Below are 12,797 nucleotides of genomic sequence, written 5' to 3'. Positions count from 1 at the left end.
GACACCCTCTGTCAGGTACGGCCGGGACGCGGGAGAATGCGCCCCGTGCGTGCCGACCGGCTTCTCTCCCTGCTCCTGCTGCTGCAGAACCGCGGCCGGATGACCGCCCCCGAACTCGCGGCGGAGCTCGAGGTGTCGGTGCGCACCGTCTACCGGGACGTCGAGGCGCTCGGCGCGTCCGGGGTGCCGGTGCGGGCGGAGCGCGGACCCGAGGGCGGCTACCGCCTGATGGACGGGTACCGCACCCGGCTGACCGGGCTGACGGACGCGGAGGCCGGTTCGCTGTTCCTGGCCGGGCTGCCGGGGCCGGCCAGGGAGTTGGGACTGGGCGCTGTCCTGGCGAGCGCCCAGCTGAAGGTGGAGGCCGCGCTGCCGGGCGAACTGGCCGGACGGGCACGGCAGGTGCGCGAGCGGTTCCATCTGGACGCGCCGGCGTGGTTCCGGGGCGCCGACCCCGTGCCGCTCCTGGAGTCCGTCGCGCGGGCGGTGTGGGAGCGGCGGGTGCTGCGCACCCACTACCGGCGCTGGCGCGGCGAGGTCCGCCGGGAGGTGCGCCCGCTGGGTCTCGTACTGAAGGGCGGCATCTGGTACCTGGTGGCGCTGGCGGAGGACGCCGTGCGCACGTACCGGGTGTCGCGTTTCCAGGCGGTGGAGGAGACAGGCGACCTGTTCACCCGTCCCGCCGGGTTCGATCTCGCCGCGTACTGGGCGGAGTCCTCCCGGCAGCTGGAGGCTGCCCTGTACCAGGGCACGGCCCGGCTGCGGCTCTCGCCGCGCGGGCAGAAGCTGCTGCCGATGCAGTTCGGGGCGGCGGGCGCCCGGGCGCTCGCGGACCCGGGGCCGCCGGACGGTGAGGGGTGGGTCGAGGTGCGGCTGTCCGTCGAGTCGGAGGCGATCGCGACCGGCGACCTGCTCCGGCTCGGCACCGAGGCGGAGGTGCTCGGCCCGGCGGAGCTGCGACGGGCGGTCGCGGCGGCCGTGGCGGTACTGGCGGACCGGTATGCGACCGACGGGTGATCCCGGGCCCGACCGGACGGCATTCGAAAGTTTCCGCGAAGTTCACAGGGCCGCGGGTACTGACAGACAGGTGAACGCCAGGTACCGTCCTGTGCCAGTTCACCCTTGTGGACTGCACCACACGGAACCACAACGGAACATCCCGTCGTGGCACCACCTTCCTACTCGGATCGTCCGGCACGTTCCTGCCGGTAGAAGGGGGCCCCTCACCATGGCCACTGTCACGTTCGACAAGGCGACCCGGATCTACCCCGGTTCGACCAAGCCCGCCGTGGACGCGCTGGAGATCGACATCGAGGACGGGGAGTTCCTCGTGCTCGTCGGCCCGTCCGGCTGCGGCAAGTCCACCTCGCTCCGCATGCTGGCGGGGCTCGAGGACGTGAACGACGGCGCCATCCGCATCGGTGAGCGCGACGTCACGCACCTGCCGCCGAAGGACCGGGACATCGCCATGGTGTTCCAGAACTACGCCCTGTACCCGCACATGACGGTCGCCGACAACATGGGCTTCGCGCTCAAGATCGCCGGCGTCAACAAGGCGGAGATCCGGAAGAAGGTCGAGGAGGCCGCAAAGATCCTCGACCTGACGGAGTACCTGGACCGCAAGCCGAAGGCGCTCTCCGGCGGTCAGCGCCAGCGTGTCGCCATGGGCCGCGCGATCGTGCGTGAACCGCAGGTGTTCCTCATGGACGAGCCGCTGTCCAACCTGGACGCCAAGCTCCGTGTGTCCACCCGTACGCAGATCGCCTCGCTGCAGCGCCGCCTGGGCATCACCACCGTCTACGTCACCCACGACCAGGTCGAGGCGCTGACCATGGGCGACCGTGTGGCGGTCCTCAAGGACGGTCTGCTCCAGCAGGTCGACACCCCGCGCAACATGTACGACAGGCCCGCCAACCTCTTCGTGGCCGGCTTCATCGGTTCCCCGGCGATGAACCTCGTCGAGGTGCCGATCGCCGACGGCGGCGTGAAGTTCGGCAACTCGGTGGTCCCGATGGACCGTGACGTGCTGGCCGCCGCCACCGACAAGACCGTGACCGTCGGCGTCCGTCCCGAGCACTTCGACGTGGCCGGTGCCGAGTCCGGCCTGGGCCTCGCGGTCACCGTCAACGTGGTGGAGGAGCTGGGCTCCGACGCGTTCGTGTACGGCACCGCCAAGGTCGGCGACGAGTCCAAGGAACTCGTCGTCCGCGTCGGCGGCCGCAACGTGCCGGAGAAGGGCAGCACGCTGCACGTCGTGCCGCGGCCCGGCGAGAGCCACGTGTTCTCGACGTCGTCGGGCGCACGCCTGTCCGACTGAGCCGGGCGTCGTCGCCTCCGAAACACGACGGCCCGGGTAATTCACCCGAGTTGATGAAGAGGGCCCCGCAGCACACTGCGGGGCCCTCTTCGTTGCGTCTCCCACGGCGGCAAACACCCTGCCATACGCGTCATTTCAACCATCGCGCGTCAACGCGCTACCCGCGAATCTTCCCCGTCATGTCACCCGAACCGGTGACTGAATGCCTCCATGCCATTACCAGACGCTACCCTCACACGCGTGAAGCACTCCACTAACCCTCAGACGCGACGCGGCCGGGGCCCCGCCCGCCGGGTCGGCCGCACCCTCGCCTTCGTCCTGCCCGTCGTCCTGGTGTTCTCCGGGACTCTCGCGGTCGCCCAGGTCAACTGGTCGGGGAGCCCTTCGAGTCCGGTCCTCGCCGCCGCCGACACCGCCGTGTCCGACGCCTCCTCGTCCCACGCGTCCTCGCGCGCCGCCGAGCGGGCCCCGCACGAGGTCCTGCGGGAGACGCTCCTGGTCGAGTTGCAGGAGGAGAACCCAGGCGTCGCCCTCACCCACCTCCAGCAGGCGGTGAACGACCGCCCGTCGCTGGCGCGGCACTGTACGTCGATCGCGCGTGCCCTCGGCAAGGCGGCGGTCCGGATGTACGGCCCCACCCAGGCCCAGTCCTACTCCCGTCCGGTCTGCGACACCTCCTTCGCCTCGGGGGTGCTCACCGCCCACGGCTGAGCCCGCGCCCACTACTCAGCCAGGCTTGCGGCTTGCGGCTTGCGGCTTCCGACTTGCGGCTTCCGGCCGGTCCTCCGCTCGGCTCTCGGCCGGGCCCCGTCCGCCCCCTGGGCCGGACTCGGTCAGCCCCGGGGCGTCCCCTGCCCCGGTGCCCTCGGTCCTGCCTTCCGGGCGCCGCGTAGGGTGCGCTCATGACTCATCCGAGTGCCGCGTCGCGCCCCGTTCAAGCCGTCGTCCTGGCCGGCGGCCAAGGCTCCCGGCTTCGTCCCTACACCGACGACCGGCCCAAGCCGATGGTCGAGATTCCCGGTACGGGGACCCCGATCATCGGCCATCAGCTCTCCTGGCTCGCCGAGGAGGGTGTGACGGATGTCGTCGTCTCCTGCGGTCATCTCGCCGAGGTGCTGCAGGAGTGGCTGGAGTCCACCGATCTGCCGCTCTCCGTCACCACCGTCGTCGAGACGGAGCCGCTCGGCCGGGGCGGCGGTCTGAGGTACGCCGCAGCCCGGCTGCCGCACCCGGACCAGCCCTGGTACGCGACGAACGGCGACATCTGGACCCGTTTCTCGCTGCGCGACATGGCGGACTTCCACACCGAGCGGGGCGCCGTCGCGACCCTCGCCCTGGCCCGCCCGCGCATTCCGTGGGGGGCGGTGCAGACCGACGGGTTCGGTCACATCACCGACTTCATCGAGTCGCCGCCGTCGACGTTCGAGATCAACGCGGGCGTGTACGTCTTCTCCCCCGGGTTCGCCGCTCTGCTGCCGGAGCGCGGCGACCACGAGCGCACCACGTTCCCACGGCTGGCCCGTGAGCGTCGACTGGCCGGGTTCCCGGTTCCGCAGGGCTCCTACTGGCGGGCGATCGACACCGCGAAGGACCTGACGGAGGCGGCGAAGGAACTGGCCTCCCAGAGCCGCTGAGTCCCAGCCCTCCACGACGACGGGGTCCCGCACGGCAGTGCCGTGCGGGACCCCGTCGTCGTGGTGACTGCGCCTGTCCTGATGTACGCGGCGGCCTGACGGCCTACCCCAGCAACCCGCCCACGAGCCGACCGGGCTCCTCGGACGCCGGGCCCTCGTCCCCTCCGCCGTCGCTCGGGACGCCTCCGCCGCCGCTTCCCGTGGTGCCGCCGCTCGAGGTGGGGCCGGAGCTGGTGCTCGGGGCCTGCTCCACCGGGGACGACTGCTGGGGCGGGGCCTCACCGATGGTGCCCTGGGTCTGGCTGGGCGCGCCGGTGACACCGCCGCCGGTGTCGCTGGCCGCGCCGGGGGTGGTGGTGCCGGCGGACGGATCGGCGCCGTCGGCTCCGGACGTGGCGCCCCGGGTGGGCGGAGTGGAGGCGGACGGAGTCTCCTTCCGGGGTTCGCCGGGCTCCTTCGGAAGCGGGGAGCCGGGGAGTTCGTTGCGCGGGGCCTCTCCGGGGCCGGGGACGATTACGCGGTCGGCGTCCCGCACGGCACCCCCGAGCAGCGAGCCGATGAGCAGGGTGAGTCCGCAGACGACGACGGTGACGAGGGCACCGCGGCGCAGCACGTAGCGGCGCAGGTCCCGGATGGCGGAGCCGGGTCCGAGGCGGCGCCAGGCACGGGCGGCGAGGCGGCCGTCGACGGAGTAGACGGGAGCGCCGGCGATGATCAGCGGGGACCATGCGGCGAGGTAGATGATGTCGGGCGTGTCGTAGGCGGGGACGCTCTTCCAGCTGACGGTGACCAGCAGCGCGGCGGAGAGCAGGGCCCCGATGGCGGCGCCGACGCGCTGCCAGCAGCCGAGGATGGTGAGGACGCCGACGATCACCTGGAGGAAGGCGACGACGAGGCCGGCGCCGATGGGGTGCTCGAGAGCGAACTGCTGGAGCGGCTGGGCGACGTCCCAGGGGTGCAGGGTCGTGAGCCACTTCACCATGGAGCCGCGCTCGCCGCCGTCGAAGTAGAGCGGGTCGCAGAGTTTGCCCATGCCGGCGTAGATGGAGATGAAGCCGAGGAAGAGGCGCAGCGGAAGCAGGACGCCCCCGAGGTTCATCCGGCGGCCGGGGTAGTAGGCGTGCCGGGCCGGGTCGTCGCCGTGGCGCCGGGCGCGGAGGCCGCCGGTGCCAGGGCCGGTGGCGGTCCGGTGGCCGTCGGCGTCCCCGTACTCGCCGCCTTCGTCGCCCTGTTCGCCGTACCCCTGGTGGCCGTAACCGTTCTCGTCGTAGCCCTGGCCGCCGTACGCCGGTTCGTCGTAGGCGCTGCCGACGGTGCGCATGGGGGGCAGCAGGGGCTGCCGGCCGCCGTGGGTGCGCTGGGGGCCGATGACGGGGGTCTCGGGAGTCTGGGCCGCCGGGTCCTCGGCGTAGCCGTAACCGTCGCCGACGTGGGGGATGACCTGGGTGGTGCCGGCGTCGGCGAGCGGTTCGTCGGCGTGGTGGAGGCCTTCGTGCCGCACAGCCTGGAGGAGTCGGTGCGCGCCGGTGTCGTCGGGGGCCGAGCGGCCGCTCCAGACGACGGGAGGCCGCCGGGCCGCGGTCCGGCCCGGGGTGCCCACGGTGGTGACGACGGGGATGCGGGCCGTGTCCTCGGCCGCGATCAGGTGCCGTGCGATCCGCGAGGACTGGACGCGTCGGTTCGAGACGCCCAGCTGCACGCGGAAGCTGACGTGATTGACGATGACCTGCGCCGGATCGCTCGGCACCTTCACCATGCTCAGCGCGGGAGCGTCGTCGAGTCCTGACGAGCGGTCCCCCGTGGGCGTGCGGGGTGTTCTGGTGTCCACACTCATCTAACCGAGTGACGTGACGTTAGGACACTGCTTTGACGCACCGGATGTGTCCGGACCGCGTCAAGCATGTCCCCCACCTGTCCGGACTACACGGAATACCCCGTACGAGTGAAGTTGTCGGACATCCGTTCAGGCGCGGCGGCGTGCCGCCTCGTACAGCACGACTCCCGCCGCGACACCGGCGTTCAGGGACTCGGTGCCCCCCGGCATCGGGATCCGCACCCGGAAGTCGCAGGTTTCGCCGACGAGTCGGGACAGCCCCTTGCCCTCACTGCCGACGACGATCACGACGGGACCGGCCAGCGCCTGCAGTTCGCCGATCTCGGCCTCTCCGTCGGCGGACAGCCCGACGATCGCGATCCCCGCCTTCTTGTACGCCTCCAGGGTCCGCGTCAGGTTGGTGGCACGCGCGACGGGCGTACGAGCGGCTGCACCGGCGGACGTCTTCCAGGCACCGGCGGTCATTCCGGCGGCACGCCGCTCGGGGACGACGACGCCGTGGCCGCCGAAGGCGGAGACGGAGCGGACGACAGCGCCGAGGTTGCGCGGATCGGTGACGCCGTCGAGGGCGACGATCAGCGGGTCCTGGCCCTCGTCGTGGGCGCCCGCTACGAGGTCCTCGGGGTGCGCGTACTCGTAGGGCGGGACCTGGAGGACCAGGCCCTGGTGGTTCAGGCCGTTGGTCATCCGGTCGAGTTCGGGACGGGGCGCCTCCATGAGGTTGATGCCGCCGCGCTCGGCCACGAGCTGGAGCGCCTCGCGCACCCGCTCGTCGTTGTCGATGAACTGCTGGACGTACAGCGTGGAGGCGGGCACGCCTTCCCGCAGCGCCTCGACGACGGGGTTACGCCCGACGACGAGTTCGGAGGTCGAACGGCCACCGCCGCGCCGCTGAGGGGTGCGTCCGACGGCCCGGCGGGTCTTCGCCTGGGCGATGCGCTGCTTGGCGTGTCCCTTGCGCATCTCGGCGGGGGGCGTGGGTCCCTTGCCCTCCAGGCCCCGGCGTCGCTGGCCGCCACTGCCGACCTGCGCGCCCTTCTTGCCGGACATGCGGCGGTTGTTCGCGGCCATGATGTACCCGTCTCCATGAAGTCGTGCGTGCGTACGGATCTGCGTACCCACGTCGGTGTCGCGTGTATCGCGTCGGTGTGCTGGTGTGTCGGTGTGTCGGTGTTACGTCTATGCAGTGTGCCGCCCGGAGGCCCGGGCGGCACACTCGATCTTGCGGCTGTGCCGCGGTCGTGTGTCGGCGTCAGCGCGGGCCGAGGCTCCAGCGGGGTCCCTGCGGGCCGTCCTCGATGACCAGTCCGGACTGGCCGAGCTGGTCGCGGATGGCGTCCGCGGTAGACCAGTCCTTGCGGGCACGGGCGGCCTCGCGCTGGTCGAGGACCATGCGGACGAGGGTGTCGACGACGCCGTGCAGATCGTCGCCGCGGCCGGCGCCGCCGGCCCAGTGCGCGTCCAGGGGGTCCAGGCCGAGGACGGCGAGCATGGCGCGCACCTCGGCGAGGCGGGCGACGGCCGCTTCCTTGTCGTCGGCGGCCAGTGCGCTGTTGCCCTGCCGGACGGTGGTGTGGAGCACCGCCAGGGCCTGCGGCACGCCGAGGTCGTCGTCCATGGCCTCGGCGAAGGCGAACGGCACCTCGGCCGCCGGCTCGACGGCGCCCGCGGTGCCGGTCAGCTCACCGACCCGCTGGATGAAGCCCTCGATCCGCGCGAACGCGGACTCCGCCTCGCGCAGAGCCTCCTCGCTGTACTCGATCATCGAGCGGTAGTGCGGGGTGCCGAGGTAGTAGCGGAGCACGATGGGCCGCCGGCGCTTGACCATCTCGCCGACGAGCACCGAGTTGCCGAGCGACTTCGACATCTTCTCGCCGCTCATGGTGACCCAGGCGTTGTGCACCCAGTACCGGGCGAACTCGTCGCCGTAGGCCTTGGCCTGGGCGATCTCGTTCTCGTGGTGTGGGAAGACCAGGTCGAGGCCGCCGCCGTGGATGTCGAAGGCGGTGCCGAGGTACTTGTGCGCCATCGCCGAGCACTCGAGGTGCCAGCCGGGGCGCCCGCGGCCCCACGGTGACTCCCAGCTCGGCTCGCCTGGCTTGGCCGCCTTCCACATGGCGAAGTCGCGCGGGTCGCGCTTGCCGGTCTCGCCCTCGCCCGACGGCTGGAGAAGGTTGTCGAGCTCCTGGTTGGACAGCCCCAGGTACTCGGGGAACGAGGTGACGGCGAAGTAGACGTTGCCGTCGGCGTCGTAGGCGTGGCCGCGCTCGATGAGGCCGCGCATCATCTCGACCATCTCGGTGATGTGGCCGGTGGCGCGCGGCTCGTAGGTCGGGGGGAGGCAGCCGAGGGCCCGGTAGCCGTCGGTGAAGGCACGCTCGTTCTCGTAGCCGATGGACCACCAGGGGCGGTCCTGCTCCGCGGACTTCGCGATGATCTTGTCGTCGATGTCCGTGACGTTGCGGATGAACGTCGTCCGCAGGCCGCGGTACTCGAACCAGCGGCGCATGATGTCGAAGTTCAGCCCCGAGCGGATGTGCCCGATGTGCGGTGCCGCCTGCACGGTGGCACCGCACAGGTAGATCGAGACACAACCCGGCTGGAGCGGGGTGAAGTCACGAATCTGCCGGGCGCTGGTGTCGTACAGGCGAATAGTCACCCCTCCAGGGTAGTCGGCCCGGGGCGGTGCCTCGCGCCCCTTCCCGCTGTGCCCGCCCGGCGTTTCGGTCGCTCCGGATCCGCGCGGGCGACTGCCCCGGTCGACGCGTACGGCGACCCGGGTCCGCACGAACGGCGACCCCGGTCCACACGAACGACGACCCCGATCCACACGGACAACCATCCGATCCACACGGACAACCATCCGATCCACACGGACAACCATCCGATCCACACGGACGGCAGCCCCGACCTACACGGATGACCGTCTCCAGCCCACACGGACAGCCGCCACAGCCGCACGAACGACCGCCCCGACCCACACGAACGACGACCCCGACCCACACGGACAGCCGCCCCGGCCCACACGGATGACCGTCTCCAGCCCACACGGACAGCCGCCACAGCCGCACGAACGACCGCCCCGACCCACACGAACGACGACCCCGACCCACACGGACAGCCGCCCCGGCCCACACGGATGACCGTCTCCAGCCCACACGGACAGCCGCCACAGCCGCACGAACGACCGCCCCGACCCACACGAACGACGACCCCGACCCACACGGACAGCCGCCCCGGCCCACACGGATGACCGTCTCCAGCCCACACGGACAGCCGCCACAGCCGCACGAACGACCGCCCCGGTCTGCACGGACGGGGACCCCGGTCCGCGCGGGCGACGGTTCCGCGGTCCGAGCGGTCGGCGGCCCTGTCCCGCCCGGAGGACGGTCAGTCCCGGTCAGTCCCGGTCGGTCCGGACGACGAGGGCGGTGGCGACAGCCATCAGTCCTTCGCCTCGGCCCGGGAAGCCGAGTCCGTCGGTGGTGGCGCCGGAGACCGACACAGGTGCCCCGGCGGCCTCGGAGAGGATCTTCTGGGCCTCGTCCCGGCGCTTGCCGATCTTGGGACGGTCGCCGACGACCTGCACCGCCACGTTGCCGATCCGGAACCCGGCCGCCCGGACGATCCCTGCGGCCTCGGTCAGCAGGGTCACGCCGGAGGCTCCGGACCACTCGGGGCGCCCGGTGCCGAAGTGCTGTCCCAGGTCGCCGAGGCCGGCGGCGGAGAACAGGGCGTTGCAGGCGGCGTGCGCCACGACGTCGGCGTCGGAGTGCCCGGTGAGTCCGGGCCCCTGGCCCTCCCACTTCAGACCGGCGCACCACAGCTCCCGGCCGTCCTCGAAGGCGTGGATGTCGGTCCCGATGCCGACCTGCGGAAGGACGGCCTGCGGCTCAGAAGCCATCGTTGAGCCTCCTGCGGGCGAGGACCGCCTCGGCGAGGACGAGGTCGAGGGGGCGGGTGACCTTGAACGCCTCCTCGTGGCCGGGCACGGTGACGACGTTCAGGCCCAGTTGCTCGACCATGCTCGCGTCGTCGGTGACGTTGTCGGTCACCGTCCCGTGCGCGCGCACCAGCGCGGCCCGGTCGAAGCCCTGCGGGGTCTGCACGGCGCGCAGCAGGGACCGGTCGGGGGTGGCGACCACGGGCTCCGGTTCGCCGGGGACTGCGGCGGGCTCGACCTGCTTGACGGTGTCGGCGAGCGGCAGCGCCGGGACCACGGCGGGGGCGCCGTCGCGGACGGCCTCGACGACGGCGTCCACGGTGTCGACGGGGACCAGCGGGCGGGCCGCGTCGTGCACCAGGACGATGTCGAAGCCGGGCGGCAGCGCGTCGAGGCCGAGTTTCACGGACTCCTGGCGGGTCTGTCCGCCGGGGACGACGACGAAATCGGTGCGGTCGGGCAGCGAGTGCGCGTCGAGCAGCGTCTTGACCTCCGCGGCGCCCTCGGGCGGGGCCACGACGACGACCAGGGAGACGGCTCGGGAATCGGCCATCGCGCGAATCGCGTGGATGAGCATGGGTGTGCCGCCCAGGGTGCGGAGCGCCTTGGGCGCGCCCGGGCCGAGGCGCACACCCCGGCCGGCGGCCGGGATCACGGCCGCCGTGCGGGCGGTCGGGCGGCCGGACGCGGGCTGTGCCGGCGGCTGCGGGAGGGGAGCGTCAGACATTGGTTCCTGTCAGGTTTGTGTGCTCGGGCCGGGTGGGTATGGCCTGGGCGTAGCCCCTGCTCGTGGAGTGGGGGCAGTGCCGGGCATACCGCCTTGACCAGCCCCTTCCGTGACTCTGGTCGGGTCGACCGCCCGGGCCCGGCACAGTGCGGGGAAGCTCGGCGGGTGCGAAGCGTACGGGCTGCGCGGTATACGGACGGTGTCCGGATGCGGACATGCCGCAGCGCCCGGCGACTTCACACACGTCATCGGGCACCACGGCATTTCGGTGTGCTGGTCCTCGGAGCGCACGTGGAATTCGGCGTGCCACCGAGCACCGGGCGACGAAGCTCCGTCCGTGCCCCGCCTGCTGCCTTCGTCGCCTCAGGAGGCGAGAACCTCGTCGAGGAGAGCTTCGGCCTTGTCCTCGTTGGTCTTCTCCGCGAGAGCGAGCTCGCTGACCAGAATCTGGCGCGCCTTGGCGAGCATCCGCTTCTCACCGGCGGAGAGTCCGCGCTCACGCTCACGACGCCACAGGTCACGCACGACTTCCGCGACCTTGATGACATCGCCCGAGGCGAGCTTCTCCAGGTTTGCCTTGTACCGGCGGGACCAGTTCGTGGGCTCCTCGGCATACGGTGCGCGCAGCACCTCGAAGACCCGGTCCAGCCCGTCCTGACCGACCACATCACGCACGCCGACGAACTCCGCATTGTCCGCTGGCACACGTACCGTCAGGTCACCCTGGGCGACCTTCAGCACCAAGTAGGTCTTGTCCACGCCTTTGATCTGGCGAGTTTCGATAGCCTCGATCAGCGCGGCCCCGTGATGGGGATAGACCACGGTGTCGCCAACCTTGAACGTCATGTGACAGGTACCCCTTCCGTGGCTATCAAGGGTAACACGGATACGGCGTGTTCTGAATGGCGTTTTCGCAGGTCAGGGCCATTCTCAGGGCTTGACAACAGCATCAGGAACGTGCTTCGACCATCGAGCGGAGGCAGGTATTCGCAGGTCGGAGGGGCCCTCCGGGGCGAGCGAAACGCGTACGTTACACGCATCCAGAGCCTCTCACCGACACCCATACGTCCCCGTATGTCCGACTCCAAGTGCGCGAGTTCCGCTACTCCGTTCGGTGCGGGCGGCCGGGTTCCGGTCGAATCCAAAATTGATCACGCGCCCCCCGGACGCGCCGCCGGTGATCAATTTCCCGACCACCTGCCGTATTTTCCGGCCCGGCCCCGCATTCCTTCACGGAATATGTGCCGCACCGAGGGGCGGACACCCCCGGCCGTACTTATGCGAATGCGGGAGGAACATCCGGCCGAAGCAACCCGCGGGTCACTGACGCGAGTCGGCGACAGGCGTCACGCGCGGACATCACAGCCGACGTCCATGCGGACTCGCGCTCGCTCGTCCCCGACCGGGCGTCCCGCTCGGGGACCGCACGCGGCCGAGGGCGTCCGCGGTGCCCGTGCGCGTCGTCCGGGGTGATTCAGGGTGAACAGTGGACGCCGCGGGGAGGGTCGGGTGCGGGCGTACGAGAGCGGCTCGATAACCTGAGGCCGCTGGCAGACACGCACTGGCAGCGACTGACAGACACTCAGGGCGGCTGACCGGTCGCCCCCGCTCGCTCGAGTCAAGGAGTTGCCGCCGCCGTGAGCAGCAGCCTTCGACGCGGCGCCATCGCCGCCGCCATCGCTTTCTCGATCGCCCCGCTCTCCGCGTGCGCGGCCGGCAACAACGCCCAGACCCTGCAGGTCCAGCCGGACAACGCCGCGACGACCGTCGGCGTCATCAAGGTCCAGAACGCCATCGTCGTCACCCAGCCGGACCGCGAGTCCACGGGCCCGGCCGTCGTCTCCGCGACCCTGTTCAACGAGGGCACCACGGACCAGACGCTGGAGTCGGTCGCCCTTCCCGGCACCGGCAAGACCGCGGAGCTCTCCCCCGCCGAGGGCGGCAGCCTGACCGTCCCGGCCGGCGGCCGGCTCATCCTCGGTGGCGCGGGCAACGCCTCGGCCGTGCTGCCCAGCAGCCGCGAGGCCGTCCAGGACGGCAACGCGCAGCCGGTCACGTTCACCTTCAGCGAGACCGGTGACGTGAGCCTGCGCGCCCTCGTCCACCCGGCCGAGGGCTTCTTCAACGACTGGGGCCCGAGCGACATCCCGACCGCGCCGGAGGCCTCGGCCGAGCCGTCACCGGAAGCCACCGACGAGGCCGAGGGCTCGCCGAGCGCAACCGACGGGGCTGAGGAGACCGAGGAGACCGGGGGCTCCACCGACGCGACGGACGACCCCGAGGGCACCCCGACCGACGCCGCCTCGGCCAGCCAGCCGGCCGGCGACTGAGCGGCAGCGGCA

11 protein-coding genes are annotated in these 12,797 nt (G+C 71.5%); 5 read left to right on the top strand and 6 right to left on the bottom strand.

Annotated elements, in window-relative coordinates:
• Window positions 1-36 precede the first annotated feature (36 nt).
• The 4 genes from HUV60_RS18405 to HUV60_RS18390 all read left to right on the top strand — a co-directional run bounded on the left by HUV60_RS18405 (window position 37) and on the right by HUV60_RS18390 (window position 3,951).
• Window positions 37-1,017: a helix-turn-helix transcriptional regulator gene (locus tag HUV60_RS18405; RefSeq protein ID WP_257848354.1), complete on the top strand. Its 981-nt coding sequence runs from the start codon at window positions 37-39 to the stop codon at window positions 1,015-1,017.
• A 211-nt stretch (window positions 1,018-1,228) separates the two neighbouring features.
• Window positions 1,229-2,317 (top strand): ABC transporter ATP-binding protein, encoded by a 1,089-nt coding sequence (locus tag HUV60_RS18400; RefSeq protein WP_257848353.1) that lies wholly within the window; start codon window positions 1,229-1,231, stop codon window positions 2,315-2,317.
• Window positions 2,318-2,557: 240 nt separating this feature from the next.
• On the top strand, window positions 2,558-3,028 hold the full coding sequence (locus HUV60_RS18395) for a hypothetical protein (protein ID WP_257848352.1): 471 nt from the start codon (window positions 2,558-2,560) through the stop codon (window positions 3,026-3,028).
• A 191-nt stretch (window positions 3,029-3,219) separates the two neighbouring features.
• Window positions 3,220-3,951: a nucleotidyltransferase family protein gene (locus tag HUV60_RS18390; RefSeq protein ID WP_257848351.1), complete on the top strand. Its 732-nt coding sequence runs from the start codon at window positions 3,220-3,222 to the stop codon at window positions 3,949-3,951.
• A 103-nt stretch (window positions 3,952-4,054) separates the two neighbouring features.
• Here the strand turns inward: HUV60_RS18390 and HUV60_RS18385 are convergent, their stop codons facing one another.
• The 6 genes from HUV60_RS18385 to HUV60_RS18360 all read right to left on the bottom strand — a co-directional run bounded on the left by HUV60_RS18385 (window position 4,055) and on the right by HUV60_RS18360 (window position 11,301).
• Window positions 4,055-5,785, bottom strand: coding sequence for a DoxX family protein (locus HUV60_RS18385; RefSeq protein ID WP_257848350.1), 1,731 nt, complete (start codon window positions 5,783-5,785; stop codon window positions 4,055-4,057).
• A 129-nt stretch (window positions 5,786-5,914) separates the two neighbouring features.
• The gene (gene rlmB, locus HUV60_RS18380; protein WP_257848349.1) at window positions 5,915-6,856 is read right to left on the bottom strand and encodes a 23S rRNA (guanosine(2251)-2'-O)-methyltransferase RlmB; all 942 of its coding nucleotides are present in this window, start codon (window positions 6,854-6,856) and stop codon (window positions 5,915-5,917) included.
• 181 nt (window positions 6,857-7,037) lie between these two features.
• Window positions 7,038-8,444: a cysteine--tRNA ligase gene (cysS, locus tag HUV60_RS18375; RefSeq protein ID WP_257848348.1), complete on the bottom strand. Its 1,407-nt coding sequence runs from the start codon at window positions 8,442-8,444 to the stop codon at window positions 7,038-7,040.
• Window positions 8,445-9,185: 741 nt separating this feature from the next.
• The gene (gene ispF / locus HUV60_RS18370; RefSeq protein ID WP_257848347.1) at window positions 9,186-9,689 is read right to left on the bottom strand and encodes a 2-C-methyl-D-erythritol 2,4-cyclodiphosphate synthase; all 504 of its coding nucleotides are present in this window, start codon (window positions 9,687-9,689) and stop codon (window positions 9,186-9,188) included.
• On the bottom strand, window positions 9,679-10,455 hold the full coding sequence (gene ispD, locus HUV60_RS18365) for a 2-C-methyl-D-erythritol 4-phosphate cytidylyltransferase (protein WP_257848346.1): 777 nt from the start codon (window positions 10,453-10,455) through the stop codon (window positions 9,679-9,681). The genes ispF and ispD overlap by 11 nt, the downstream gene beginning before the upstream one ends.
• Before the next feature lie 363 nt (window positions 10,456-10,818).
• Window positions 10,819-11,301, bottom strand: coding sequence for a CarD family transcriptional regulator (locus tag HUV60_RS18360; RefSeq protein ID WP_042168913.1), 483 nt, complete (start codon window positions 11,299-11,301; stop codon window positions 10,819-10,821).
• 791 nt (window positions 11,302-12,092) lie between these two features.
• Here HUV60_RS18360 and HUV60_RS18355 point away from each other — a divergent pair.
• The gene (locus tag HUV60_RS18355; RefSeq protein WP_257848345.1) at window positions 12,093-12,785 is read left to right on the top strand and encodes a DUF461 domain-containing protein; all 693 of its coding nucleotides are present in this window, start codon (window positions 12,093-12,095) and stop codon (window positions 12,783-12,785) included.
• Window positions 12,786-12,797: the final 12 nt, after the last annotated feature.

It is taken from the genome of Streptomyces sp. KMM 9044, assembly GCF_024701375.2.
In the GTDB taxonomy this organism is placed as follows: Bacteria; Actinomycetota; Actinomycetes; order Streptomycetales; family Streptomycetaceae; genus Streptomyces.
This window is presented reverse-complemented; position numbering and strand designations above follow the sequence as displayed.